Source organism: Candidatus Weimeria sp. HCP3S3_B5 (assembly GCF_052064335.1).
GTDB lineage: Bacteria > Bacillota > Clostridia > Lachnospirales > Lachnospiraceae > Weimeria.
In genome coordinates, this window is the sequence record NZ_JBQHVU010000023.1 from 1 (window position 1) to 26,714 (window position 26,714).

Consider the following 26,714-nt stretch of genomic DNA (forward strand, 5'->3'; position numbering starts at 1 on the left):
ATAAAGCCATTCCTGCTTGACAACAGAAGCGAGGTGATGAAGATGGTACTGACTGAATACGATCAGGAAAAAACTATTGAAAAGGCTGTAGATGAAGGACGAAGAGAAGGACGAAGAGAAGGACGAAGAGAGGGAAGAGACGAGGGGATTGAGATCGGCCTAAAAGAAGGCCGTGATGAAAGAAATGTCGAAGTTGCTACTGAACTGCTTCAGGACGGAAACCATACGGTCTCGTTTATCTCAAGGATCAGCAGACTTCCGGAATCAGCGATAAGGAAGCTGGCTGATAAGCTGCATGTGACTACGCTTTGAAATAAGAATTGTGAAATTTAAGGACTCCGGGAGACCGGAGCCATTTTAAGAAGATTATAAGCATCACTGTGCACATTGAAATGCTTTGGAATATTTGCTAAAGGTTATTTCTGTAGAAGAGGCTGTCCTTATCATCCTGATCGATCCCCAGGTAGCGTCGGGTGATCCTAAATGAGCTGTGATTGTAGATGTCCATCAGGAGTGCAGGCTGGGCGCCCTGCTTCCATGCATGGTAGCCGAAGGTCTTTCTTAAGGAATGACAGCTTATGCTACCGGGGAGATCCAGGGCCGTGGCGACCCGACGTACAATTCTGTAGGCAGTCGAACGGTTCATAGGACGGTCGCCATAGCCGGTGAAAATGAAACGGTCCGGATCCGAAGTAGGAATATCCTTCAGGATAGTACGAATAGCCTCCTTCAGACTTTTGTTGATCACTATATTCTGACTTTTGCCGGTCTTTAACTCGCGAAGTCTTATCCTATCGCGGATCCGTTTTCTTTTGAAATCGTATACATCGCTCCATTTGAGCGACAGGATGTCACTGATCCTAAGCGCCGTATTAAGCCCTGCTACAATAAGCAGCCAGTTCCTCTTGTTCGGCTCTTCATCCCTGTAGTAGTTTCGGAATCTCCGAAGCGTCTCCTTGTCTCTTATCGGTTCTGTTGTTCCCATTTGAAAACCTCCTTATAATATAGTATGAATAGAAAACACAGAAGGTTATAGCACATCAGACGGCAGAAAAAATTTTCAAAAAAATTTTCAAAAAAGGGTTAAGGAAAGATGACCCCGGCCGATATAGTAAATGTAAGCAAGGAGATGCAACAGTTCATACCAGACTGTCCCCTCCCTGCAGACGGTATCAGGCCTTTACGATCCATGTGCACTAAGACCACGAGGCATGATATCAGATATCCGCGGAAAGGATTTCCACGGAGGTTAATGACAACCAGTTTTTATTACATGGAGGTAATATTATGGTAGTACAGCACAACATGCAGGCAGCTAATGCCAACAGGATGCTCGGCATCACAACAAGCGCACAGTCTAAGAGCACAGAGAAGCTTTCTTCCGGATACAAGATCAACAGAGCCGCTGACGATGCAGCAGGACTTGCTATTTCCGAGAAGATGAGATCTCAGGTCCGCGGACTTGACAGAGCTTCAACAAACGCTCAGGACGGTATCTCAGTAGTACAGACAGCCGAGGGTGCCTTAAACGAGGTTCACTCAATGCTTCAGCGTATGAATGAGCTGGCTACACAGGCTGCTAACGATACCAACACCACCCAGGACAGAAAGCAGATCCAGCTCGAGGTAGACCAGCTCACCTCAGAGATCGACCGTGTATCATCTACTACACAGTTCAACACTATGAACCTGCTCGATGGCTCGTTCTCTAAGAAGAACCTGCAGGTGGGCTCACTCTCAGGACAGACTATAGAGCTGAATATCGGCGAGATGAGCGCTAAGGGACTGGGACTGTCTGGAGGATCCAGGTCATCTAAAGCAGTAACACTCACAAAATCTCAGAAAACGCAGCAATTTGGTTCGGATGAAGTCACAGATAACACAATAGCAGGGACATACAAATATTTTGACCATACACCTACACTGGATGATCTTGACCAGAACAATGACGGTAAGATAACAGCTACCGACGCTGACAAAGATGCAGGTCTTGCAATGGATGCCGGTGCTGGCTGGTATGCTGTAACCAACGGTAAAGTTACAAACGGTGCACCACTTACAATTAAAGAAGCTGCAAAGAAGCTTGATGGATTTAAAAATGCTACGAACGGGGATGAGATCACTCTGACTGCCGGCAAGGTCACAGATGCTAGCAACCACTCAGTGCCTGAGACCCACGTCAACAAACTAAGCACTGACGAGACACAGGCCAAATATGGTGAAAAGTTATTTGATGGAGACGGTAAAGCACTTACCGCCGGCAAAACATATAAGTACTTCGATGAAAACAGTATCAAAAACGCAGCATATAAGACCACACCTACCGCCGGCAAAGAAGCAACCTCCGCAGGATGGTACTTGATGGATGGCGACAATATTGATAATGCAGCTGACAAAGTTCCTCCTACAGTCGATATAAAGCGAGGCGAAACTACAACAGCCATCGTAGGTAAGGCAGGAGATACAATCACCATTGATGCTACTACTGCTGGAAAAGTTGTATCTGCCACTGAAGTTGTCTCCGGCCCTGTTGGCTCCACCAGCGGTCTTGATGTCACCACCCACGACGGCGCTGAGTCTGCTATGACAAGCGTTCAGAACGCTATCGACAAGGTAAGCACCCAGCGTGCCACCCTCGGTGCTGTTCAGAACCGTCTCGAGCACACCATCGCAAACCTCGACAACGTTTCTGAGAACACCCAGTCTGCTGAGTCACGTATCCGTGATACAGATATGGCCAAGGAGATGGTTCAGTACTCCAAGAATAATATCCTCGCTCAGGCAGGACAGTCAATGCTGGCTCAGGCTAACCAGAGTAATCAGGGAGTGCTTTCTCTCCTTCAGTAACTCATTTACCAGTTTATGGTTATACAAAAAGGCTCCGGGAATCCGGAGTCTTTTTTATGTTTTTGCCTTGTACCTTTATCGAATTTATGTTTGATTTCTATTGAAAAAAAAGCTGATACATGTTAAACTGTATTTAGCAAACAGATATCAGTAAGAGGAGAAAGCTATGACAGACGTGAACAGACAGTACAAGGACAGACTTTTCAAATTTATCTTCGGTAACGAAGCGAATAAGGAGTGGACGCTCTCGCTTTATAATGCGATCCACAAATCACACTATGACAACCCTGATGACATATCGTTTAATACGATTGAGGACGCTGTCTACATGGGTATGAAGAATGATGTCTCCTATATCATCTGTTTTCAGATGGAGCTCTGGGAGCATCAGAGCACATTCAACCCGAACATGCCGATGAGATTCTTCATCTACTCCGGCCGGCTGTATGAGAAGTATATCAGGAACAGCGATTACTTCGCCTACAGCAGCTCATTGCAGAAGCTCCCGAGGCCTAAATGTGTCTGCTTCTACAACGGAACCCAGGAACAGCCTGAGAAACAGGTATTGCGCCTGAGCGATGCATATGATGGAGACGGCGACATCGAGGTCTGTGTCACCATGTACAATATCAACTACGGTAAAAACAAGGCCATGATGGAGGCCTGCAAGCCACTCCATGAGTACGCATGGCTTGTCGATACCGTTCGTGATAATCAGTCCAGGATGGATGATCTTGATGCCGCGGTGGACGCAGCGATAGATGCGATGCCGGATAGCTTCATGATAAAGTCATTCCTTATGGACAACAGAAGTGAGGTGAAGAATATGTTTCTGACAGAGTACGATCAGGAAAAGGTTCTTAAACAGGGAAAGCAGGAGGCACTTAACGAGGGGAGGAAGATAGGATTGAAAGAGGGTATGCAAAAAGGCAGGGAAGAAGTACAGATTGAAGTGGCCACTGATATGCTTAAGGAGGGCGGTCAGTCGGTTTCATTCATCTCCAGGATCAGCAGATTGCCGGAATCGGCGGTCAGAAAACTCGCTTCGCAGCTTAATATCACAGTGCTTTGATCTGCCTGTGAGTTGATTATCGGCACAAAGAGACGCTAAATCAAAGGGCTTCGCTTATTCGCGCAGCCCTTTAATCCATAAGCTTTTATTAAACTTATAAAAGACTTTCAAAATGTAGCCACATGCAGCTTGAATAGCCAGCTACCTTTTTTTGAGATAAGAATCATTAACCCGGAACAGATGATCAAAAATATATTCGCTAAGAAATCGGATCGAATTAAGACTAGTGCCTCTACTCAGCATTGCTCAGTCCCCCCCTCAGAAATAACAACACTCATTATCCTAAAACCACTTCCGGATAACTTCCTCTATAGTCTGACCTCTGATCCTTCATCCTTCTACAATACGAACATCCGTCACATTCCTCTTCTCCGTCGAAAACACCACGCCGACCTTATACAGCTTTCTGCTGTCAGCTGAGTAGGAAATAGTATATCCCTTTTCATCGATCTGCCTGATCGCATCCTCTACCGGAGCATCCAGCTTGAACTCGAATACATAGATGTAGTCAGGTGTCTTTACCACACAGTCGGCGCGGCCTGTTGCCATATGCACCTCACACTGGGTATAGGCTCCCATGAGTGAAAGGATGAGGTAGAGCTGTCTCGACCATTCGCCCTCGTAGACAGGGGTCTTCCCTTCCGGATAGGGAATTGAGGCAAAGAGGGATCTGATTCGGGTAATAAAGGAATCCGGTTTACCGGCTCTAAGATCCATAAGCATACTTCTAAGCGAAGCAGGATTCTCCTCCTCCGACTGCCCTAGCACGGAAGGAACAAGCGAGTCAAAAAAGCCGTACTTAACCTCATTATTTGGCAGCTTCAGTGTATAGAGCCTGAACTCCCGGTCATAGTCACAGATAGTAAGGTAACCTGACTGATAGAACAGTGGGATTGGATCAGGATCATCTACCCGATAATTCATCAGAGCGGATTCTGTCGCCACGACTCCTTCCGAAAGCTTATACAGAGGCATACGTGATGTCTCTAGCTTCTTTATCAGGATATCAGGAGTCCCGGTCTCGAACCAGTAGCTGCCGAAATCCCGCCTATGAAACGCACTCAGAAGAGAAAAAGGATTATATACCCCTGTCCCGTCCGCGGAGAAATGGTATCCATCGTACATTTTGGCCAGCTCTGACAGGCATTCTTCGTGCGGAAGATTCTGTTTATGGGCCAGTTCCTCTATCTCCGGCCCGAAATTATCCTCAAGCTCATCCTCCGTGATTCCGCAGATCCCTGAATACTCATCATCCATTGAGATATCGCTGAGCTGATTCAAATCCGAAAAGATCGACACTTTAGAGAACTTCGTAACTCCTGTAAAGAACACGAACTTCAGATATCCGTCCATGTCCTTGAGCACGGAGAAAAAGCCCTTGTAGAGCTGCCTGTTTTCCTCTTCCTGCTTTGTATTAGAGATCATCGTGGACAGAAGCGGCTTGTCATACTCATCCACAAGCACAACGACCTGTCTGCCGGTCTTTTCATAAAGACACTGTATGAGATTTTTGAACCTGACAGGAAGCGTTTCTCCCGTGACCCTTTCTTTATCAAGGCCATAGCGTACGATGCATCCATCTATCACATTTCCAAGGGTATCTGACAGGCCTACAGGTGAATTATAGTCCCCGCCTGACAGATAGAATGATATGATCGGATACTTAGCCCAGGCATACCCTCCCTTTTCATTTTCCTTTTCTTCGATATAGAGCCCAGTAAAAAGCTCCCTTTCTCCGGAAAAGTAGCTCTCAAGCGTAGAGATGAACAGACTCTTCCCGAACCTCCTCGGTCGGGAGAGAAAATAGCTCTTGGAAGAATTGATAAGCTTCCAGATATACATGGTCTTATCCACATATAAAAAGTTTTTTGTCCTTATATCCTTAAAGCTCTGTATCCCAACGGGAAGACGTCGTGCCATAGGTATTACCTCCTGATTCCTAATCCCTGCTTTCTTCCACCTCATAATCCACTACATTCCTCTTCTCCGTCGAAAACACTACTCCTACCTTGTACAGTTTTCTGCTGTCTGCAATGTATGGTATGGTATAGCCCTTATCGTCTATCTGCTTCATGGCTTCCTCTACCGGAGCATCCAGCTTGAACTCGAATACATAGATGTAGTCAGATGTCTTTACCACACAGTCGGCGCGACCTGTTGCCATATGCACCTCACACTGGGTATAGGCTCCCATGAGCGAAAGGACGAGGTAGAGTTGTCTCGACCATTCGCCCTCGTAGACAGGGGTCTTTCCTTCCGGATAGGGAATTGAGGCGAAAAGAGATCTGATACGGGTAACAAAGGAATCCGGTTTACCGGCTCTAAGATCCATAAGCATACTTCTAAGCGAAGCAGGATTCTCCTCCTCCGACTGCCCTAGCACGGAAGGAACAAGCGAGTCAAAAAAGCCGTACTTAACCTCATTATTTGGCAGCTTCAGTGTATAGAGCCTGAACTCCCGGTCATAGTCACAGATAGTAAGGTAACCTGACTGATAGAACAGTGGGATTGGATCAGGATCATCTACCCGATAATTCATCAGAGCGGATTCTGTCGCCACGACTCCTTCCGAAAGCTTATACAGAGGCATACGTGATGTCTCTAGCTTCTTTATCAGGATATCAGGTGTCCCGGTCTCGAACCAGTAGCTGCCGAAATCTTCTTCATCAAATGCATTTAGAAGTGAAAACGGATTATATACTCCAATCGAACCGGCAGAAAAATGGTATCCATCGTACATTTTTGCCAGCTCAGACATGCATTCATCATGAGTCATTCCCTGTGCTGAAGTCAGTGCCCCTATCTCAGGTTCAAAGGCCTCTGTAAGTTCACCCTCTGTTATGCCGCAGATACCGGAATATCTCTTATCCATAGAGATATCCTTCAACTGATTCAGATCCGAAAAGATCGACACTTTAGAGAACTTCGTAACTCCTGTAAAGAACACAAACTTCAGATATCCGTCCATGTCCTTGAGCACGGAGAAAAAGCCCTTGTAGAGCTGCCTGTTCTCCTCTTCCTGCTTTGTATTAGAGATCATCGTGGACAGAAGCGGCTTGTCATACTCATCCACAAGCACGACGACCTGTCTGCCGGTCTTTTCATATAGTTTTCTTATGATATTCTCAAAACGTCCTGATAGATCAGAGTCATAATATTTAAGCCCGTATTTTTCTTCAACCACATCAAGGGCCTGAGACAGCTTGATCCCAAGGCCTTCTGGTGTATTATACTGTCCTCCTGACAGATAGAATGATATGATCGGATACTTAGCCCAGGCATCTGCTCCCTTTTCATTTTCTTTTTCTTCGATATAGAGTCCTTTGAAAAGTTCTTTTTCCCCAGAAAAATAGCTCTCAAGCGTAGAGATGAACAGGCTCTTTCCGAACCTCCTCGGGCGGGAAAGGAAATATGAAAGACCGCTGTTTGCCAGATCCCAGACATACCTGGTCTTGTCCACATATACATAGCCGTTCTCTCTTATATTTTTGAAGTTCTGTTTACCAATAGGAAGACGTCGTGCCATAGGTATTACCTCCTGATTCCTAATCCCTGCTTTCTTCCACCTCATAATCCACTACATTCCTCTTCTCCGTCGAAAACACCACACCGACCTTATACAGCTTTCTGCTGTCAGCTGAGTAGGAAATAGTATATCCCTTTTCATCGATCTGCCTGATCGCATCCTCTACCGGAGCATCCAGCTTGAACTCGAATACATAGATGTAGTCAGATGTCTTCACCACACAGTCGGCGCGGCCTGTTGCCATATGCACCTCACACTGGGTATAGGCTCCCATGAGTGAAAGGATGAGGTAGAGCTGTCTCGACCATTCGCCTTCGTAGACAGGGGCCTTCCCTTCCGGGTAGGGGATTGAGGCGAAAAGAGATCTGATACGGGTAATAAAAGAATCCGGTTTGCCGGCTCTAAGATCCATAAGCATACTTCTAAGCGAAGCAGGATTCTCCTCCTCCGACTGCCCTAGTACAGAAGGGACAAGCGAGTCAAAAAAGCCGTACTTAACCTCATTATTTGGCAGCTTCAGTGTATACAGCCTGAACTCCCGGTCATAGTCACAGATAGTAAGGTAACCTGACTGGTAGAAAAGAGGGATGGGATCAGGATCATCTACCCGATAATTCATCAGAGCGGATTCTGTCGCCACGACTCCTTCCGAAAGCTTATACAAAGGCATCCGTGATGTCTCTAGCTTCTTTATCAGTATATCAGGTGTCCCGGTCTCGAACCAGTAGCTGCCGAAATCTTCTTCATCAAATGCATTTAGAAGCGAAAACGGATTATATACTCCGATCGAACCGGCAGAAAAATGGTATCCATCGTACATTTTTGCCAGCTTTGACATGCATTCATCATGAGTCATTCCCTGTGCTGAAGTCAGTGCCCCTATCTCAGGTTCAAAGGCCTCTGTAAGTTCATCCTCTGTTATGCCGCAGATACCGGAATATCTCTTATCCATAGAGATATCCTTCAACTGATTCAGATCCGAAAAGATCGACACTTTAGAGAACTTCGTAACTCCTGTAAAGAACACGAACTTCAGATATCCGTCCATGTCCTTGAGCACGGAGAAAAAGCCCTTGTAGAGCTGCCTGTTTTCCTCTTCCTGCTTTGTATTAGAGATCATCGTGGACAGAAGCGGCTTGTCATACTCATCCACAAGCACAACGACCTGTCTGCCGGTCTTTTCATAAAGACACTGTATGAGATTTTTGAACCTGACAGGAAGCGTTTCTCCCGTGACCCTTTCTTTGTCAAGGCCATAGCGTACGATGCATCCATCTATCACATTTCCAAGGGTATCTGACAGGCCTACAGGTGAATTATAGTCTCCGCCTGACAGATAGAATGATATGACAGGATACTTAACCCAGGCATCCTCTTCCTTCTCATTTTCCTTTTCTTCGATATAGAGTCCAGTAAAAAGCTCCCTTTCTCCGGAAAAGTAGCTCTCAAGCGTAGAGATGAACAGACTCTTCCCGAACCTCCTCGGGCGGGAGAGAAAATATGAAAGACCGCTGTTTACCAGATTCCAGACATACCTGGTCTTGTCCACATATACATAGCCGTTCTCTCTTATATTCTTGAAGTTCTGTTTACCAATAGGAAGACGTCGTGCCATAGGTATTACCTCCTGATTCCTAATCCCTGCTTTCTTCCACCTCATAATCCACTACATTCCTCTTCTCCGTCGAAAACACTACTCCTACCTTGTACAGTTTTCTGCTGTCTGCAATGTATGGTATGGTATAGCCCTTATCGTCTATCTGCTTCATGGCTTCCTCTACCGGAGCATCCAGCTTGAACTCGAATACATAGATGTAGTCAGATGTCTTTACCACACAGTCGGCGCGGCCTGTTGCCATATGCACCTCACACTGGGTATAGGCTCCCATGAGCGAAAGGATGAGGTAGAGTTGTCTCGACCATTCGCCCTCGTAGACAGGGGTCTTCCCTTCCGGATATGGGATTGAGGCGAAAAGAGATCTGATACGGGTAACAAAGGAATCCGGTTTACCGGCTCTAAGATCCATAAGCATACTTCTAAGCGAAGCAGGATTCTCATCCTCCGACTGCCCTAGTACAGAAGGGACAAGCGAGTCAAAAAAGCCGTACTTAACCTCATTATTTGGCAGCTTCAGTGTATACAGCCTGAACTCCCGGTCATAGTCACAGATAGTAAGGTAACCTGACTGGTAGAAAAGAGGGATGGGATCAGGATCATCTACCCGATAATTCATCAGAGCAGATTCTGTCGCTACGACTCCTTCCGAAAGCTTATACAGAGGCATCCGTGATGTCTCTAGCTTCTTTATCAGGATATCAGGTGTCCCGGTCTCGAACCAGTAGCTTCCGAAATCCCGCCTATGAAACGCACTCAGAAGAGAAAAAGGATTATATACCCCTGTCCCGTCCGCGGAGAAATGGTATCCATCGTACATTTTGGCCAGCTCTGACAGGCATTCTTCGTGCGGAAGCTTCTGTTTATGGGCCAGTTCCTCTATCTCCGGCCCGAAATTATCCTCAAGCTCATCCTCCGTGATTCCGCAGATCCCTGAATATTCATCATCCATTGAGATATCGCTGAGCTGATTCAAATCCGAAAAGATCGACACTTTAGAAAACTTCGTAACTCCTGTAAAGAACACAAACTTCAGATATCCGTCCATGTCCTTGAGCACGGAGAAAAAGCCCTTGTAGAGCTGCCTGTTTTCTTCTTCCTGCTTTGTATTAGAGATCATCGTGGACAGAAGCGGCTTGTCATACTCATCCACAAGCACTACAACCTGGCGACCGGTCTTTTCATACAGTTTTCTTATGATATTCTCAAAACGTCCTGATAGATCAGAGTCATAATATTTAAGCCCATATTTTTCTTCAACCACATCAAGGGCCTGAGACAGCTTGATCCCAAGGCCTTCTGGTGTATTATACTGTCCTCCTGACAGGTAGAATGATATGATCGGATACTTAGCCCAGGCATCCTCTCCCTTTTCATTTTCCTTTTCTTCGATATAGAGCCCAGTAAAAAGCTCCCTTTCTCCGGAAAAGTAGCTCTCAAGCGTAGAGATGAACAGACTCTTCCCGAACCTCCTCGGGCGGGAGAGAAAATAGCTCTTGGAAGAATTGATAAGCTTCCAGATATACATGGTCTTATCCACATATAAAAAGTTTTTTGTCCTTATATCCTTAAAGCTCTGTATCCCAACGGGAAGACGTCGTGCCATAGGTATTACCTCCTGTCATGATGATGTCATCTCCATATATTATATATCTGATGCGGTTTTTTCTCAATCACAAGACCTGAATGCCGGAGACTCCTCTCTGACAAATAAAAGCTTCGGTTCTCAGGAGTCTTTTTAATGTTTTTTGAGTTTTAGTTTCCCAAAAATATGTTTGACTTTTCTTGAAAAGTAAGGAAAATAATGCTACACTTCATAAAAAGGGGCGCAAGGTCAAAGGAGGTCAGAAGGTTGAAGCATGGATACAGTCATGTCTCTCATGACTTTTCACCAGTTTATGATAATAATAGCACGGTACTGATCCTGGGAAGCTTTCCATCTGTTAAGTCCAGAGAGGAGCATTTCTATTATGGAAATCCCAAGAACCGCTTCTGGGATGTGCTGTCTTCTCTTACCGGATGTCCTCGGCCACAGTCTATTAATGAAAAGACTGCTTTTTTGCTCTCTCATGGCATAGCGGTCTGGGATGTGATAAAAAGCTGCGATATCATCGGCTCAAGTGACAGCAGTATAAGAAATGTAGTGGCAAATGATATCTCAATTATTCTAGGATCAGCGGACATCCGCCTGATCTGTGGCAATGGGGCTACCGCCTGCCGATTGTATGACAGGTTCATTCTGCCTGACACCGGGATAGAGATCCACCGTCTGCCGTCCACAAGTCCTGCGAATGCAGCTAGAGACCTTGATTCGCTTGTTCACGACTGGGGAGAGACCATATCCCGGTTACTGAGATAGACTTCGATCCAGGCCGAAATATATTACAAAGCAATTTACAGAAGCAGCATATATTTACACAATCGTATAGGATTTCCTTTACATAACGCAAGAAACCGGCGTTATGTAAAGGGAATCTTTTTTACTTTTTCATGCATAACACCATACCAGAAAGTTGCATTCCACATACATTCAGGTAATAATCCGCTGACGAGACATCTCATGTGCACTAGGATGACGAGGCGGTGGTTATTATATGAATAGAAGACATGGGAACGGACTTCCCACAATGACAACCAGTTTTTATTACACGGAGGTAATATTATGGTAGTACAGCACAACATGCAGGCAGCGAACTCAAATCGTATGCTTGGAATCACAACAAGCGCACAGGCTAAGAGCACAGAGAAGCTTTCTTCCGGATACAAGATCAACAGAGCAGCTGATGATGCAGCAGGACTTGCTATTTCTGAGAAGATGAGATCTCAGGTACGCGGACTTGACAGAGCCTCAACCAACGCTCAGGACGGAATCTCAGTAGTACAGACAGCTGAGGGTGCCCTTAACGAAGTACATTCAATGCTTCAGAGAATGAATGAGCTCGCTACACAGGCTGCTAACGATACTAATACCACAAGTGATCGTGATCAGATTCAGCTCGAGCTTAATCAGCTTACTTCAGAGATCGACCGTGTATCATCTACTACACAGTTCAATACAATGAACCTTCTTGATGGATCATTCTCAAGCAAGAACCTTCAGGTGGGCTCTCTGTCAGGCCAGAACATCACTATCACGATCAGTGATATGAGTGCTACAGGAATTGGTGTTTCTGCGAATGGTGGCGCACTTTCTGTTTCCACAAACGCAGCTGCAGGTGATGCAATGAGCAAGTATCAGGCAGCAATCGATACGATCTCTACTCAGAGAGCTACTCTCGGTGCTGTCCAGAACAGACTTGAGCATACGATCGCAAACCTTGACAACGTATCTGAGAACACTCAGTCAGCTGAGTCACGTATCCGTGATACAGATATGGCTAAGGAGATGGTACAGTACTCCAAGAACAATATTCTTGCTCAGGCTGGCCAGTCAATGCTCGCACAGGCAAACCAGAGTACTCAGGGAGTACTTTCACTCCTTCAGTAATCCGGACCTGTTACAAAGCAATAGTGCACATCTCAGGCTTTGGGGAAGGACGGATCCGGCGAGAAGCCGGGTCCGTTTCTTATAAAAGAGAGCATGTATGAGATACGAAGGCGTGGCAAAGGGAAGGAGAACTGATGCCAGAGATGAATGAGAGACCGGTACTGTCGATATCCCTTCTTTGTTCTGGAAGGAATATAGATGAAGCAGGGAAATGTCTTGAATCGATAAAGGCTATAAGAGAACAGATACCTTCCGAGATCATAATAGTGGATACCGGCTGTGGCAGAGAGGCCAGGGCTCTTATAGAGGACTATGCCGACAGGATAGTGGACTTTACCTGGTGCGATGACTTTGCAGCAGCACGTAATGCAGGCCTTGACTACTGCAGCGGCGACTGGTTCATGTTCATAGATGATGATGAATGGTTTACAGATACTGATGAGCTTATAGATTTCTTTGCTTCCGGCGGCTACAAGGACTACGACAGAGCTCAGTATATTATCAGGAATTTCACCAGGACAGACGGCTCGGCTTACTCCGATACCTGGTCTACAAGGCTTGTAAGGAGGGTAGCAGAGCTTAGATTCATAGGAAAGGTCCACGAATACCTAGCTCCTCAGGGTATAAAGGAGGCAAAGATAAAGAGCATGATCCTTCACTATGGATATGCTCATGCCACTCCAGAGGACGTGTTCCGAAAGGCCAGAAGGAATATACCACTGCTTCTGGAGATGACCCTTGAAGTTCCTGATGATGGTCATTATCCTGCCCAGCTGATTCAGGAGTACAGGAATGTACATGATTACAGCAGCATGGAGACACTGTCTCTTTCATGGATAAGGAGGCTTTATGATATAGACAGTCCGGCTGCTTCGGTTCTGCGGCCTGATTTCTATGAGGGTGTGATGATAGCTGAGCTGGCTACCTATGACTATGACGGCGCGACCGAGCATGTAAATGAATTCCTTTCAGATGACAGATATTCAGAGAAGTGCCGGAGCGGTCTATATTACTATGCTATGCAGGCATACTGGGGCAAGAAGGATTATTTCAATACATTTATTTATGCACAGAAATATATAGAGGACTATGACAGGATAAGCGCAGAGGAGGATGTGACTGTAGATGATCTGACCTTCATGTGCGGGAATATCTTCGATCTGGAGAAGATTGCGTGTGCGATATGTCAGCTTATAGATTCAGGAGTCAGATGTGGAAACATACAGGCTCTCCATGATTATTTTGACAGATTTGACCTCGCAAATACGACTAAGCTTGCGATCATCTTTTGCGAGGGAGTCACTTATGCCCTCATGAACTATGACTATGACGAGCGCTTTAGTGGCTATGTGAAGGAAATGTGCTCTCATCCACTGCTTGTGGGACTTCTGGTTAAGGATGCACAGGATGCCGAGAAGGATGAGAAAAAGGGCTTTGACCGCCTTTGCCAGGTATATGCGGGAACTGGTCTGGATTCGGATATCTATCTTATATATCTGCAGATCCTGTTCTTTAGAGGGCAGCATGACAAAGAGGCGGAGGAGAAGCTGTATCGGCTGATATTTGCCAGGGTTTCTAATTTCTGCGATATGGATAAGAAGCTCTGGGATATAGCGGATGAGGATCAGATAGACATTGGATCTATGATCTCTTCAATCCCCTTCAGCAGGTTCAAGAAGGGAGTAGATCATTTCTTCGAGGAGAATATCTGCGAGCACAGAGAAAGGCTTGGAAGAGTCATTTCACTGGCAGATAAGACATCTGGAATCAGGTCCGATTATCTGAGACTTAAGGGTAAGGAGCTGACACTTCTGGAAGCAGATCAGAAGAGCATAGCAGGGGCAATGAATGATTTTACAAGCCAGACTGTGAATTTCTATATAGGTATTTACAGGCCGGAGATATTTACAGAAGATACGTCAGTGCTACCGGAGGACGGAGCCTTTTCGATAGAGTTTGTAAAGCTTGCAAGCTCGGAGGGAGCATATAAGCCGGCTGATTATATCAGGGCACTTATGGAATGTGCGGAGCTTTATCCAGAGCTTTCTCCTGCTGTGAAAAAATATGTCGAATGGTATGGAGAGGCCAAAAAACAGGCTCTCATGAAGCAGATGTAGAACGGAGATCATATGGATCAGAAGATGAAAATGGCAGAGCAGTTTGCTCTTATTGTGCAGAAAGGTATGACAGGCGATGCGGATGAGATGCTTCGCGAGCTTAAAAAAAGCGTAGCGCCAGACGATTATCTCTCGGAGGATCTCTGCGTTACGGCAGCCTATCTCTACAACAGGCTTGGGGATAAGGATGAGGAGCTCTATTATCTCTCGAAGGGGATGCTTATAAATCCAGAGAGCCCATCTCTTTTCGTATCCCTTGCAGACCATTATGCAGGTATAAATCCGGTCCAGGAGCTGATCTGCCTCTATCAGGCAGGCTTCTATGCGAAAAAGTATGGCGATGAGGAAAAAAGGGCTCTGATAGAACAGATCACAGCAGCTCTAATAAAACACGGCGTTTCAGTTCCCAGGACCTCGTTCGTCATTCTTTCTTATAACACAAAAGAATATATCGAGCAGTGCCTTAACAGTATAAGAGATACAGTGCCAGATGACAGGGCCGAGATCGTGGTAGTAGACAATGCCTCGACCGATGGCAGCCTTGACTATCTGCGCTCTCTTGATTACATCACTCTGGTCGAGAATCAGGAGAATCATGGCTTCCCGGGAGGCTGCAATGACGGCATTGCTGCCTGCTCAGAGGGAAATGATATATATCTCCTGAATTCGGATACCATACTTTCGCCCAACTCACTTTTCTGGCTGAAAATCGGCCTCTATGAAAATGACAATATTGGAAGCAGTGGAAGCGTCACAAATTATGCTGCTAATAGGCAGAGTATATATGATCCGTCCTGGAAGAGCCTTGAGGACTATCTGTCTTTTGGCAGAAGGAATAATATTGCCCTTCAGTATCCATATATTTACAAGACCTTCCTGATAGGCTTTTCACTTCTACTGAAAAGAACTGCCCTTGAAGTCACAGGGACGCTTGACGAGAGATTCAATCCAGGCAACAGTGAGGATGTGGATCTGGGCTTTCGGATGCTTAAGGCTGGATATCTGAATGTATTGTGTACGAACAGCTTCGTATTCCACTATGGCAGCAAGTCCTTCGAGCAGCTGCAGAAGAGCGGTCAGATTTATAATGATCTGCTTGATATAAATGAGACAAAGCTTCATGACAAGCTGGGCTTTGATCCCTGGGCATATCATCATTACAGGAATGATATAGTGGATGAGATGACGGCTGAGCGGGATGAACCGGTCAGGGTCCTTGAGATCGGGACAGGTATGGGAGCCACTGCTTCCCTTATCAGAAGCCGTTTCCCGAACTGTGAGTATACAGGTATAGAAAGAAATGAGACTATAGCTTCCTATGCAAAAGCCTTCGGAAGGGTCTATGCGGTTGATGCAGAGGAAGCTGATCTGTCAGAGATCGCCGGAGATAAAGGCTATGACTATGTGATCCTTGGAGATACGCTTGGATGCTTCAGGAATCCGAAAGCCATGCTTGATAAGATAGCTGGAATTCTTAAGAAAAGGGGTCGCCTTATAATAAGTATCCCGAACGTGCGTCACTGGTCGGTTCTTCTTCCTCTTATAAATGAGGACAGGTTCTCCTATGGAGCTGATGTTATATTGTCTCAGGATACAGTAAGGCTTTTTACTGAAAATGAGGCAGCCAGACTGATTTCAGGAGCAGGCTTTTCTATCAGGAATATAAAGAGAAATATAGCAGGAGAGCTTGAAGAGGATGACAGAAAGGAGCTTAAGTCGATAGCGCAGCTTTCCGGAGGAGATCTGAATGATTTCCTTGCCAGGCAGTATATCTTTACCGCGGAGAAGAGCAATGGATGACAGGAAGATAGCCTTTATCATCTGTACGAATGACAGGCTTCTGCTTGACGAGTGTCTTATGTATCTTGGCATGCTTAGGATCCCGGAAGGGTTTTCTACTGATGTGATAACTATTACAGATGCTCCTGGAATGTGTGCCGGATACAATGCGGCGATGAGAGATTCTGATGCGAGATACAAGATCTATATGCATCAGGATGTCTTTATTACCGACAGGGATTTCCTTTCGAAGCTTCTTTTGATATTTGATTCCGACAGCCGTATAGGAATGGTCGGAATGGTAGGAGCAGTAAGACTTGATACCACAGGGATAATGTGGGAGATGCCCCGTGTAGGAAATCTGAGGACAGATAAGATAGATCATATGGACTTCGGCTTTCATGAGGATCAGATAATAGACTGCGACTGTGTCGACGGGCTCCTTATCGCTACCTGCCATGATATACCATGGAGAGAGGATATCTTCACGGGCTTCCATTTCTATGATATATCGGAGTCGATGGAGTTTAAGAAACGTGGCTTAAGGGTCGTGGTAAAGGATGTGGCGGATGATGGCATAGTCCATGATGACGGAGTGGTGAATATGTTTTCATATGAACCCTGGAGAGAGGCCTTCGTAGAGGAATACAGGGAGATGCTTTCTGCTGTGGGATACAGAGCCTCACATGGACTTCCGAGTGATCTTACGCACTTTAAGAGCCTCTATGAGAAAAGAGACCTGTATTTCGGAATCTATGACAGTCTGAGTTCATTTATGGACAAGGCAATCGCAGCTCATGATATCGATCGGTGTCTGATATTTATCAGAATGGTTGAAGCCGAGCTTGTAGTATGCAATCAGTCCGACAGAATAGTAACCCTTTACTATATAGCACAGATTGCATATTTGGAAAGACTTGCAGGTGAGGAGAAGTGCTTTATATCAGATGTGTCCTCAGCCGATGCCGCGATATATAAGTACAGGACGGCAAGGCTGATGTTTATCAGGCTGAGGCTTGGTGCGCCTCCTTTATATCAGAAGGAAGCAGAGGAATTCCTGACAAGGGAAATCTCTTCCACCGCAAGAAAGCACATAAGCGATCTGGTCGACAGAAGGCTTGGCATAGAATAATAAAAGCAAACCATTGCTCACAACACGAAGGTCTTTTCTGGTCATCGCCAGGGGCGTGTCAGAAAGACTCAGTGAAGATAGAAAGAGAATGAACGGGAAGGCCATAAGGCCCTTCCGGTGGCGGAGCATGGGATTTTGGAATTGAAAAAGTATGATAGGGGTTACATATGAGGAAAAGATTCTTTTGCACTCGAATGTATATGTGACTGGCTGTCAGGACTTTTTGAGAGAAGCTGAACAGATGATAATGGGAAAGATTTTATGGAAACAGAAGTAAAATTTCAAAATACATACAAGACCGATATAGACCTGAAGGTTACTGAGGATGGACGAGACTATTATTGTCTGACTATTGGAAAAAACAGCTATATATCAGGAATGTCCATCGATTCCGGTGCTGCAAGGTCTCATATCACTATTGGCAGATATACTTCAATCTCAAAAAGAGTAGTCATAGAGATCGGACTTAATCATGACCATCATCTGGCCTCCAATTTTCCGTTCAGGGATTTTGATCCTGACATTGATCCAAAGTATATGGATATCAATCACTACTATGAGAATAACAGCTACCATATCATAATAGGAAATGATGTCTGGATCGGCGAAGGTGTAAGGATCCTTGGAGGAGTGCACATAGGAAACGGAGCTGTGATCGGAATGGGTGCCGTGGTCACGAAGGATGTGCCGCCATATGCGGTAGTGGTCGGAAACCCAGCAAGAGTAGTAAAATACCGGTTTGATCAGGATACTATTGAGAGGATGCAGCAGATCAGATGGTGGAACTGGGATGATCAGCTGATTCAAAAGAGACAGCCTGAGATGGATGATCCTTTAAGCTTTGCGCTGAAATACTCTGATGACAAACAACTGGAACGAACAGTAGTAAAAAGCGATAACCCGGTTTTCTATTATGTGCTGGATGCTGATTCTGCAGCTCCGCTGTGGGATAAGGTGCTGTCCTCGTTTATGAAGGCGTATAAGAATAATGCATCTATGACACTGTTAATAGATGTACCTGATAGAATTGCATCACTTACTTCAGCAGAAGGGATCAATGCGCTGTTGGACAGATGTGCTGGCGAGTGCGCCGGACTCTATATAAGAAAAGGCGGGGATGGACACGACTACAGTGATCTCATTCGCTCAGATATCTATGTGGCCGGGACTGATGTTTTCGCACTTCCTCTGATCGATACAGCTTTAAGCACCGGAATAGAGATAAGGTCGGCTTGTGACTATCAGTCAGGGCTTTTTTGTCCTCCGGAAAAAGATCCCTTTAAAAGACAGGATAAGCCCTTGGTAAGCATCTGTATTCCGACATATAACAGAGCATCACGTCTAAGAGAAACTCTTGAATCTATCATATCCCAGCCGGAGTTTAGGGCGGGAAAGGTGGAGGTGGTTATTTCTGATAACTGCTCTGTGGATGAGACCGAGAGAATAGCAAGAAGGTACAGTGAGACTTTTAAAGGAGTGAAGTATTTCAGAAACGAGAGTCAAGTCCACGGTGATAATTTCAAGTTGGCACTGATTAGAGCCTCAGGCAGACTAAGAAAGCTCAATAATGACACGGCTGTTCATCGTCCGGGAAGTCTTTCTTACATCTGTGCGATAGCAGAAAAATATGAGATTATCCGTCCAGTAATCTTTTTCGGCAATACTGAGCGTGGAGGATGCGAGGATATCATCATAAGTCCAGAGCAGTTCATCAGGATAAATTCCTTTGGGATTACTTGGATAGGAGCCTTTAGTGTGTGGGATGATGATATCGCAGACTTTAGAGAGGACAAGAATGTAAATGCTCTCTGGCAAACAGAAAAGCTGGTTTCACTTATGCATAAAAGGAAGGCAGCGGTATCTGCTAATAAGACATTAATCGACAGCCGCCTGGTCAAAAAGGATTATGGGGATACCCTTTGGCAGATTTTCTATGAAGAATTCTTTGATATCATAGGTTCTGATATATCACCGGACACCAGAGAGCAGATAGAGAAGGACCTTTTGATGAATCATTTTCTGGTATATATCAGGCTTGCAGTATGTCATCCGGAGATATTCTCGCTGGATGTAGATGCCACTTTGAGAAGTATAAAAGGTCACTACCATAATAAGCCTTACTGGCAGGAGTTTCTGGATTTATATCACTCCATAACAGAGCCTAGGTAGCCAACAATATCTTGTGAAAAGTCATTTTCAGTTTACACAAAATACTTGACCATCCGAATGAAGTGATTTCATATATTAATGAGCTGGGCTATAAAACTTTTACTCTGCATGAGGGCAGACTGACAGAGGTCAAAGAAATCACGTAAGAGACCGAGGAGACGAATTTCTTTTTCGTGACCAGAGAACAGGAGACGATTATACTCAGATGAGGGATTTTCTAAAAAGCTCTGTGATAAGAGCTGACATGGAGGATATCTACTCCAGAGACATACCCATAAGACAGCTTTATCAATCATAAGACAGTCATGGTGACTGGAGCTTCGGGGATGCTTGCGAGCTATCTGATTTAAAAAGTGTCTGATTTTACGGAACCATTATACCTAAATGACCTTTCAACATTCATGTCATATCAATATATATTCGTATCAGAGAAGCCATCTGATAATCCTATGGGAAAAATAATATGAAGGCAATAGTAACAGGTGCTGCCGGATTCCTTGGCGCAAATCTTGTAGAAGAACTGGTAAAGAAAGACTACAAAGTAATCGCAGTAGTAAGAGCAGGTTCGGCACACAACAACAGAATAAGAAATCTCAAAGGAGTGAGACTGGTTGCAGCTGAACTGATCGAGTATGATAAGCTGCCTGAGCTGGTAGATGAGAACGCAGATATATTGTATCATCTGACATGGGGAGGAGGCAGTTCAGTTAGAGAGCAACAGATAAATATCTCAGCAACATTGGCAGCTGTTGAAGCTGCAGAACAGCTTGGATGCAGAAGATTTGTTGCGACCGGCTCACAGGCAGAGTATGGTGCACATCAGGAACTGATTACAGAAGAGACAACACCTCATCCGTTTACAGCGTATGGAGCTACGAAGCTCGCGGCAAATGTATTATCAAAAGTAAGGACAGAGGTGCTTGGAATTGATTGGATCTGGGACAGGGTGTTCAGCGTGTATGGCAAATATGAACCACACGGTCGGATGCTCCCAGATATGATAGAAGCCTTGCGACAGGGTGAGACATTTCATCTATCTGCATGCACGCAGAACTGGGATTATATCTTTTCAACTGATGCGGCAAAGGCTGTGATAGCAACAGGTGAAAGAGGAAAATCCGGAGAGATATATAATGTGACTACAGGAGAGTATCATCCTCTCAGATACTTCACAGAAATGGTGCATAAAGAGATTATAAAGAACGGCGAGCTGGAGTATGATGAAAACGAGCATCCGAAGGTATCTCTTCAGGCATCAGCAGACAAGATAATAAATGATACAGGGTGGAAACCTGAAGTAGAGTTTGATGATGGAATAAATAGGTACATAGAGTGGAAAATTGGCAGGTCTGTATAGTAAAAAAAGATAATAAAATAATAGATGCTGTCAAAGCTATTGACTCCAGCTGCGCGAAGATAGCACTGATTACAGATGACAATGGTGTTCTAGAGGGCGTTATAACAGACTATGATGTAAGGCAGGCACTTCTTAAAGGGAAATCATCTGATGAAGAAGTGACAAATATTATGTCAGCAAATCCGAAGACAATGGCTGATGATTCAACAGACGATGATATTCTTGCGTATATGAAAGATAGGAATGTTCGTCAGGTTCCATTGCTTGATAAGAACAGGAAGTTAGTGGGGCTAAAAATTCGGTCAGACTTCGATGAAAGTACGATAAGAAGGACAAATCCTGTTGTCATTATGGCGGGAGGCCTGGGGACCAGGCTCAGACCGCTGACAGATAATTGCCCGAAACCTCTTTTGAAGATAGGTGATAAGCCGATACTTGAAAGAATTCTCGAAAGTTTTATTCATGCAGGCTTTCGGAATTTTTTTATTTCGGTTAATTATAAGGCTGAGATGATTGAAGACTATTTCGGAGACGGGAGTCAATGGAATATCAAAATCAATTATCTGGAGGAGGATAAGCGGTTAGGAACAGCAGGAGCATTAAGTCTCTTGCCGGACAACTTGACAGAGCCCGTAATAGTGATGAATGGAGACCTGCTCACAAAGGTGGATTTCAGGCAGTTGCTTGATTTTCATTACAACAGAAAATCAGAGGCTACTATGTGTGTGAGGGAGTATAAGTATCAGATACCATATGGTGTTATCAATTTCAATGACTGGCGAATCGGAGAGATACAGGAAAAACCTATAGAATCTGCATTTGTAAATGCGGGCATATATGTATTGAATCCAGATGTGATACAGGCAATACCCAGTGATACTTATTATGATATGACAACATTGTTCAACAGTCTGATAGATGAAGACAGAAATGTGTTGGGATTTCCAATCAGAGAGTATTGGATGGATGTAGGACAGATGGATGATTTCAGAAAGGCAGGAACGGAGTTTCTATAATGGCAGATAGATTTATACCTTTATCAGTTCCTAACTTTGAGGGTAATGAAAAAAAATATGTAGATGATGCTGTAGAGCAGACATGGGTGTCTACAGGCGGTGCTTACATCACAGATATGGAAAAGAAGCTTGAGAAGTTTCTTCATGTGGAGAATGTTGCATGCTGCCAGAGCGGTACATCAGCTCTTCATCTGTCACTGGTTCAGATGGGAGTTCGGCCTGGAGATGTGGTGCTGGTGCCGCCAGTCACTTTTATCGCAGCAGTGAATCCGGTCAGATATCAGTTTGCAGAACCGGTATTTATAGACTGTGATGATGGCTTCTGTATGGATCCGGTGAAGCTCAGAGAATTCTGTGAAAATGAATGTACTTATGAAGATGGCCAGATTTTCTTTAATGAGAAAAAAGTCAAAGCCGTCGTCGTGGTTCACGTTTTTGGTAATATGGCAGATATGGAAGGTATAATGGATGTAGCTTCTGACTATCACTTGCAGGTACTTGAAGATGCCACAGAAGCATTAGGAACCAGATATACAGAAGGCAGATATGCAGGGAAGTATGCAGGTACTATCGGTGATTTTGGAGCGTTCAGTTTCAATGGCAATAAGATAATCACCACAGGTGGTGGCGGAGCCGTCACAGCCCGGGATTCCGAGACTGTAGACCATCTCAGGTATCTGTCCACTCAGGCAAAGAATGATCCGCATTACTATATTCACGATGAGATAGGATACAATTACCGGATGACAAATCTCCAGGCAGCGCTTGGAGCGGCACAGATGGAAGAGCTGCCAGAGTTCATAGAGAGAAAAAACAGAAACTATAATCTGTACAAAGAATTATTTGATGGATTCGAATTCGCCCATATGATGCCATTCAGGCAAGGAACGTATTCCAATCAGTGGTTCTATTCTCTGAATATAGACAGGGATAAAGTCAAAGTACCAATGTGTGATATAATCACGGAGCTTGAACGTCGAGGAGTCGGGACGCGTCCTATATGGGGACTCATCAATGAACAGAAGCCATACCAGAACTATTATACATATAAGCTGGAGAGGGCTCCGTATTATGCGGACAGGATACTGAATATCCCATGCAGCACGAACCTGACAGAAGATGATATAAGGTTTGTAATAGACAATATAAAAGAAGTATTAAAAGAATATGCTGGATCTTGATTCATTTATCTATAAATATGTTGTGAAACGACATCAGAGTATGTTTCTTACAGATATCAGAAATCATGAGGATGAATTGAAGGAAAAGATAAAGGGAAAGACAATGCTTGTGATAGGAGGAGCCGGATCCATAGGCTCTTCATTTATCAAGGCGGTACTTCCATTCAGACCTTCGTCTCTTATAGTGGTCGACATTAATGAAAATGCTCTGGCTGAGCTTACAAGAGATCTGAGATCCACAAAGGATATGTATGTCCCGGAAGAATATGTACCATATCCCATGGATTATGCATCTGATGTGTTTCAGAAGATGTTCAGATATCATAAGGGATTTGACATTGTAGCAAACTTTTCAGCACACAAGCATGTACGCTCGGAGAAAGATATATACTCAATTGAAGCACTTCTTCAGAACAATGTGCTTCATGCGAAGATACTGCTTGATCTGTTATCGGAATATCCACCAGAAGAATATTTCTGCGTATCAACAGATAAGGCGGCGGATCCTGTGAATATTATGGGAGCATCCAAGCGCATTATGGAGGACGTGATATTCAGTTATTCCGACAGGTTCCCTGTGAAGACCGCACGTTTCGCAAATGTTGCTTTTTCAAATGGATCACTACCTGCAGGATTTCTTGAAAGAATCAGGAAGAGGCAGCCTATATCAGCACCATACGATGTAAAGAGATATTTCGTATCACCTGAGGAATCAGGTCAGATCTGTATGCTTGCAGCGATGCTTGGGAATAACCGCGAGATATTTTTCCCTAAGCTCGATGAAGTACAGATGATGACGTTTGACAAGATAGCGCGTGATCTGTTGGCAGAGGAGGGATTCGAGGTACTGGAGTGTGCGTCTGATGAGGAGGCAATTGATAGGGCAGAGGGGTTGAAAAACGGTAGTCATCAGTACCCGGTTCATTTTGAAAAAACGGATACAAGTGGTGAAAAATCAACAGAAGAGTTTTTTACATCTGATGAAAAGACAGATATGAAGAGTTTTGAGTCACTTGGAGTGATTACAGATAAGAATATACCGGATAAGAACAGAATAGAATTATTATATAACAGACTTACAGACGCACTTGATAATGATAAAACTACTAAGAAAGAAGTGGTAGAAATAATGCATGAGTATCTACCTAATTTCAGACATATAGAGACTGGTAAAATGTTAGATTCGAGAATGTGAGTTATACTATTTACCGAAAAATGACTTGAAAATATAACAACGAGGTGATAGAATAAGGACAAAGGACGACGTAAGCAGGAGAAAATATGGCAGAACTCGGCAAAAGATTACAGGATATACGGAAAAAGACAGGCTTTACGCAGGAACAGGTTGCGGGCTTCCTCGGAGTGACACAGGCATACATCTCCCAGATAGAGAAGGGAGAGAGACAGATTCAGGTGGATCTGTTTGAAAAGATGGCTGCACTTTATGGAGTTGATGCAGCAGATGTAGAAAATGAACGTGAAGTAAGTCCTATCCGATTTGCGTTCAGGACGCAGGATATTGACCAGAATGACCTTGCCGCTATTGCGAATATAAGCAGGATAGCAGTTAATGAGCGCTTTATGACCAGATTGCTGGAGAATGACAATGGCAGAGATTGACAGACTTGAGCTGAATGCAAAGGCACAGGAACTACGTGAGAGCTTAGGTGAGGATGAAGAATCTCCGATAGATATCTTTACCATGGCAGCAGGTATAGAATCACTTACGACTGTTTTTTATCCGCTGGGTGATCACATCAGCGGTATCTGTATCAGGGAGAATGATGTCAGGGTGATTGCCATAAATTCCAGCATGTCATATGGACGGCAGAGATATACGGTTGCACATGAATTCTATCATCTGTATTACGATGGCGATGCAGGATTTAATGTATGTTCTAAGAGTTTTCAGACGAAAAGCATTATAGAGAAGTGTGCAGATCAGTTCGCGTCATATTTTCTGGCACCATATGGAGCTTTGAGAAGACTGACTGCTGATATCAGAAATAACGGGATAAATATATCTATAGATCAGGTGATCAGACTTGAGCAGTATTTCGGAATGAGTCATCAGGCAATGTTATGGAGACTTTATTCTGAGAATATAATCTCTAAATCTGAGATGAATACCCTGACGAAGTCTGTGATAAGAAATGCTCAGAGACTTGGATATGATACAAGGCTATACAGGCCGTCGACGAAGGGGGAATCGAGACGGACATACGGTCATTATATTAATCAGGTGGAGAGATTAGCTGATGGCGGAATTATTTCGAATGGTAAGAGAGAAGAGCTTCTGCTTGACGCATTTCGTGACGATCTGGTATTTGGTGATACCGGAAATGAGGGAGGGGTGCTGATTGACTGATGACTACTTCTTTGATACAGACTGTCTGTCAGCGTTTCTGTGGACAAATGGAGAAAGCATTCTTGAAAAGCTTTATCCACAAAAGATAATTCTGCCATCACAGGTGTATGATGAATTGAACAGAGTGCCCTTTCTTGTCAACAGAGTCAATATCATGCTGGCTAATGGTACTGCAAATGTTGAAAGTATGATTGCAGAAACAGATGAATATCGTGATTATGTGAAAATGATATCAGCACCTGATGAAGGTCATAAGATCATAGGTAAAGGTGAGGCGGCGGGTATCGCAATGGTAAAGGCAAGAGGTGGTATTCTCGCGAGTAATAATCTAAGAGATATCTCAGATTATGTTGATGAATTTCATCTGGCACATATCACCACTGGAGATATTCTCGTAGAGGCATATAACCAGGATATTATCACAGAGGATGAGGGGAGCCGGCTGTGGGCAGAGATGATAGAGAAACGGAGAATGCTGCCGACAGATACGTTTTCAGAGTACCTGAATAACAATAAAAAGTGATTATGGAAGATATAGTACTTGTGGGTTCTGGCGGTCATGCATGTGCTACTGATTATGCATCGAGGATAATAAGATATGGCCGTATTACACGAGATGAAGGAATAAAGCTCGTAAAGGAACATGATTCAAAATTAGATCCACTGTGCGTAAGAGATTTCTGTGAATTCAGAGGATATACAGAATCAGAATTCTGGAAAATCGTAGATAGTTTATATACCAGAGATATATTTGAGAAGAATGAAATTGGACAGTGGGTTTTGAGGGAACAACTACATTAAACTGGGGTATAACAAAAGTAATCAGAAAGATAAAAGGCATTTTCTATAGATATCAAGGAGTAGGCTTTAAGAATCTGCAGATATTGTTATTTGTAAATATAAGAAATATTGTATTGGTAAAGGAGTACATTATTAACTCAAACTTCGCAGTATAAAATACCGCGTAGCACCTTGAAAATTCAATAAAGAGTGACTTAAACCCGGCTTTTAGGCCGCTGATAGCTGTCGCCTCATTGCCGGTCGGAGT

Annotated in this window: 21 protein-coding genes and 1 pseudogene; 17 read left to right on the plus strand and 5 right to left on the minus strand. The window is 44.3% G+C overall.

Features of this window, described 5'->3' with window-relative positions:
• Positions 1 to 312: pseudogene (locus ACTNCK_RS10055) on the plus strand (hypothetical protein); the annotation flags it as partial.
• A gap of 97 nt (positions 313 to 409) precedes the next feature.
• Here the strand turns inward: ACTNCK_RS10055 and ACTNCK_RS10060 are convergent.
• Complete coding sequence (locus tag ACTNCK_RS10060) at positions 410 to 985, minus strand: tyrosine-type recombinase/integrase (RefSeq protein WP_441082540.1); 576 nt, start codon at positions 983 to 985, stop codon at positions 410 to 412.
• A 302-nt stretch (positions 986 to 1,287) separates the two neighbouring features.
• On the opposite strand from ACTNCK_RS10060, the gene ACTNCK_RS10065 reads away from it, so the two are divergent.
• Both ACTNCK_RS10065 and ACTNCK_RS10070 read left to right on the plus strand, forming a co-directional pair.
• Complete coding sequence (locus tag ACTNCK_RS10065; RefSeq protein WP_441082542.1) at positions 1,288 to 2,847, plus strand: flagellin N-terminal helical domain-containing protein; 1,560 nt, start codon at positions 1,288 to 1,290, stop codon at positions 2,845 to 2,847.
• 166 nt (positions 2,848 to 3,013) lie between these two features.
• Positions 3,014 to 3,919 carry a hypothetical protein gene (locus ACTNCK_RS10070; RefSeq protein ID WP_441082544.1) on the plus strand — a complete coding sequence of 302 codons (906 nt, stop codon included), beginning with the start codon at positions 3,014 to 3,016 and terminating at the stop codon, positions 3,917 to 3,919.
• A gap of 330 nt (positions 3,920 to 4,249) precedes the next feature.
• Here the strand turns inward: ACTNCK_RS10070 and ACTNCK_RS10075 are convergent, their stop codons facing one another.
• From ACTNCK_RS10075 to ACTNCK_RS10090, 4 genes are read right to left on the minus strand one after another with little or no spacing between them, the layout of a single operon-like run.
• Positions 4,250 to 5,839, minus strand: coding sequence for an AAA family ATPase (locus ACTNCK_RS10075; protein WP_441082546.1), 1,590 nt, complete (start codon positions 5,837 to 5,839; stop codon positions 4,250 to 4,252).
• 19 nt (positions 5,840 to 5,858) lie between these two features.
• The gene (locus tag ACTNCK_RS10080) at positions 5,859 to 7,445 is read right to left on the minus strand and encodes an AAA family ATPase (protein ID WP_441082548.1); all 1,587 of its coding nucleotides are present in this window, start codon (positions 7,443 to 7,445) and stop codon (positions 5,859 to 5,861) included.
• Positions 7,446 to 7,464: 19 nt separating this feature from the next.
• Positions 7,465 to 9,060: an AAA family ATPase gene (locus ACTNCK_RS10085; protein WP_441082550.1), complete on the minus strand. Its 1,596-nt coding sequence runs from the start codon at positions 9,058 to 9,060 to the stop codon at positions 7,465 to 7,467.
• Positions 9,061 to 9,079: 19 nt separating this feature from the next.
• Positions 9,080 to 10,666, minus strand: coding sequence for an AAA family ATPase (locus tag ACTNCK_RS10090; RefSeq protein ID WP_441082552.1), 1,587 nt, complete (start codon positions 10,664 to 10,666; stop codon positions 9,080 to 9,082).
• A 246-nt stretch (positions 10,667 to 10,912) separates the two neighbouring features.
• On the opposite strand from ACTNCK_RS10090, the gene ACTNCK_RS10095 reads away from it, so the two are divergent.
• From ACTNCK_RS10095 to ACTNCK_RS10160, 14 genes are all read left to right on the plus strand, one after another.
• The gene (locus tag ACTNCK_RS10095) at positions 10,913 to 11,419 is read left to right on the plus strand and encodes a DNA-deoxyinosine glycosylase (RefSeq protein ID WP_441082554.1); all 507 of its coding nucleotides are present in this window, start codon (positions 10,913 to 10,915) and stop codon (positions 11,417 to 11,419) included.
• Positions 11,420 to 11,722: 303 nt separating this feature from the next.
• Positions 11,723 to 12,547: a flagellin N-terminal helical domain-containing protein gene (locus ACTNCK_RS10100; RefSeq protein WP_441082556.1), complete on the plus strand. Its 825-nt coding sequence runs from the start codon at positions 11,723 to 11,725 to the stop codon at positions 12,545 to 12,547.
• Positions 12,548 to 12,681: 134 nt separating this feature from the next.
• Positions 12,682 to 14,664: a glycosyltransferase gene (locus tag ACTNCK_RS10105; RefSeq protein WP_441082558.1), complete on the plus strand. Its 1,983-nt coding sequence runs from the start codon at positions 12,682 to 12,684 to the stop codon at positions 14,662 to 14,664.
• Positions 14,665 to 14,676: 12 nt separating this feature from the next.
• Positions 14,677 to 16,464 (plus strand): glycosyltransferase, encoded by a 1,788-nt coding sequence (locus tag ACTNCK_RS10110; protein WP_441082560.1) that lies wholly within the window; start codon positions 14,677 to 14,679, stop codon positions 16,462 to 16,464.
• The gene (locus ACTNCK_RS10115; RefSeq protein ID WP_441082562.1) at positions 16,457 to 17,575 is read left to right on the plus strand and encodes a glycosyltransferase family protein; all 1,119 of its coding nucleotides are present in this window, start codon (positions 16,457 to 16,459) and stop codon (positions 17,573 to 17,575) included. Before ACTNCK_RS10110 ends, ACTNCK_RS10115 begins: the two co-directional genes overlap by 8 nt.
• A gap of 261 nt (positions 17,576 to 17,836) precedes the next feature.
• Complete coding sequence (locus ACTNCK_RS10120) at positions 17,837 to 19,744, plus strand: glycosyltransferase (protein ID WP_441082564.1); 1,908 nt, start codon at positions 17,837 to 17,839, stop codon at positions 19,742 to 19,744.
• 463 nt (positions 19,745 to 20,207) lie between these two features.
• Positions 20,208 to 21,101: an NAD-dependent epimerase/dehydratase family protein gene (locus ACTNCK_RS10125; protein WP_441082566.1), complete on the plus strand. Its 894-nt coding sequence runs from the start codon at positions 20,208 to 20,210 to the stop codon at positions 21,099 to 21,101.
• Positions 21,077 to 22,117 carry a nucleotidyltransferase family protein gene (locus ACTNCK_RS10130; RefSeq protein ID WP_441082568.1) on the plus strand — a complete coding sequence of 347 codons (1,041 nt, stop codon included), beginning with the start codon at positions 21,077 to 21,079 and terminating at the stop codon, positions 22,115 to 22,117. Before ACTNCK_RS10125 ends, ACTNCK_RS10130 begins: the two co-directional genes overlap by 25 nt.
• The gene (locus tag ACTNCK_RS10135) at positions 22,117 to 23,298 is read left to right on the plus strand and encodes a LegC family aminotransferase (RefSeq protein ID WP_441082570.1); all 1,182 of its coding nucleotides are present in this window, start codon (positions 22,117 to 22,119) and stop codon (positions 23,296 to 23,298) included. The genes ACTNCK_RS10130 and ACTNCK_RS10135 overlap by 1 nt, the downstream gene beginning before the upstream one ends.
• Positions 23,285 to 24,493, plus strand: a complete 1,209-nt coding sequence (locus ACTNCK_RS10140; RefSeq protein WP_441082572.1) for a polysaccharide biosynthesis protein — start codon at positions 23,285 to 23,287, stop codon at positions 24,491 to 24,493. Before ACTNCK_RS10135 ends, ACTNCK_RS10140 begins: the two co-directional genes overlap by 14 nt.
• A gap of 86 nt (positions 24,494 to 24,579) precedes the next feature.
• Positions 24,580 to 24,918 (plus strand): helix-turn-helix domain-containing protein, encoded by a 339-nt coding sequence (locus ACTNCK_RS10145; RefSeq protein WP_441082574.1) that lies wholly within the window; start codon positions 24,580 to 24,582, stop codon positions 24,916 to 24,918.
• A complete protein-coding gene (locus ACTNCK_RS10150) occupies positions 24,905 to 25,666 on the plus strand; it encodes an ImmA/IrrE family metallo-endopeptidase (RefSeq protein WP_441082575.1) in 762 nt (253 codons plus the stop codon). Before ACTNCK_RS10145 ends, ACTNCK_RS10150 begins: the two co-directional genes overlap by 14 nt.
• Positions 25,659 to 26,189, plus strand: coding sequence for a hypothetical protein (locus tag ACTNCK_RS10155; RefSeq protein ID WP_441082577.1), 531 nt, complete (start codon positions 25,659 to 25,661; stop codon positions 26,187 to 26,189). Before ACTNCK_RS10150 ends, ACTNCK_RS10155 begins: the two co-directional genes overlap by 8 nt.
• Before the next feature lie 2 nt (positions 26,190 to 26,191).
• Positions 26,192 to 26,467 carry a hypothetical protein gene (locus tag ACTNCK_RS10160; protein ID WP_441082579.1) on the plus strand — a complete coding sequence of 92 codons (276 nt, stop codon included), beginning with the start codon at positions 26,192 to 26,194 and terminating at the stop codon, positions 26,465 to 26,467.
• Positions 26,468 to 26,714 lie beyond the last annotated feature (247 nt).

Bases quoted from the DNA above. Each gene is read 5' to 3' on its own strand.
- ACTNCK_RS10080 (WP_441082548.1), bottom strand. From the start codon at position 7,445: ATGGCACGACGTCTTCCTATTGGTAAACAGAACTTCAAAAATATAAGA.
- ACTNCK_RS10145 (WP_441082574.1), top strand. From the start codon at position 24,580: ATGGCAGAACTCGGCAAAAGATTACAGGATATACGGAAAAAGACAGGC.
- ACTNCK_RS10090 (WP_441082552.1), bottom strand. From the start codon at position 10,666: ATGGCACGACGTCTTCCCGTTGGGATACAGAGCTTTAAGGATATAAGG.
- ACTNCK_RS10115 (WP_441082562.1), top strand. From the start codon at position 16,457: ATGGATGACAGGAAGATAGCCTTTATCATCTGTACGAATGACAGGCTT.
- ACTNCK_RS10070 (WP_441082544.1), top strand. From the start codon at position 3,014: ATGACAGACGTGAACAGACAGTACAAGGACAGACTTTTCAAATTTATC.
- ACTNCK_RS10060 (WP_441082540.1), bottom strand. From the start codon at position 985: ATGGGAACAACAGAACCGATAAGAGACAAGGAGACGCTTCGGAGATTC.
- ACTNCK_RS10100 (WP_441082556.1), top strand. From the start codon at position 11,723: ATGGTAGTACAGCACAACATGCAGGCAGCGAACTCAAATCGTATGCTT.
- ACTNCK_RS10075 (WP_441082546.1), bottom strand. From the start codon at position 5,839: ATGGCACGACGTCTTCCCGTTGGGATACAGAGCTTTAAGGATATAAGG.
- ACTNCK_RS10065 (WP_441082542.1), top strand. From the start codon at position 1,288: ATGGTAGTACAGCACAACATGCAGGCAGCTAATGCCAACAGGATGCTC.
- ACTNCK_RS10125 (WP_441082566.1), top strand. From the start codon at position 20,208: ATGAAGGCAATAGTAACAGGTGCTGCCGGATTCCTTGGCGCAAATCTT.
- ACTNCK_RS10135 (WP_441082570.1), top strand. From the start codon at position 22,117: ATGGCAGATAGATTTATACCTTTATCAGTTCCTAACTTTGAGGGTAAT.
- ACTNCK_RS10110 (WP_441082560.1), top strand. From the start codon at position 14,677: ATGGATCAGAAGATGAAAATGGCAGAGCAGTTTGCTCTTATTGTGCAG.
- ACTNCK_RS10140 (WP_441082572.1), top strand. From the start codon at position 23,285: ATGCTGGATCTTGATTCATTTATCTATAAATATGTTGTGAAACGACAT.
- ACTNCK_RS10105 (WP_441082558.1), top strand. From the start codon at position 12,682: ATGCCAGAGATGAATGAGAGACCGGTACTGTCGATATCCCTTCTTTGT.
- ACTNCK_RS10160 (WP_441082579.1), top strand. From the start codon at position 26,192: ATGGAAGATATAGTACTTGTGGGTTCTGGCGGTCATGCATGTGCTACT.
- ACTNCK_RS10120 (WP_441082564.1), top strand. From the start codon at position 17,837: ATGGAAACAGAAGTAAAATTTCAAAATACATACAAGACCGATATAGAC.
- ACTNCK_RS10150 (WP_441082575.1), top strand. From the start codon at position 24,905: ATGGCAGAGATTGACAGACTTGAGCTGAATGCAAAGGCACAGGAACTA.
- ACTNCK_RS10085 (WP_441082550.1), bottom strand. From the start codon at position 9,060: ATGGCACGACGTCTTCCTATTGGTAAACAGAACTTCAAGAATATAAGA.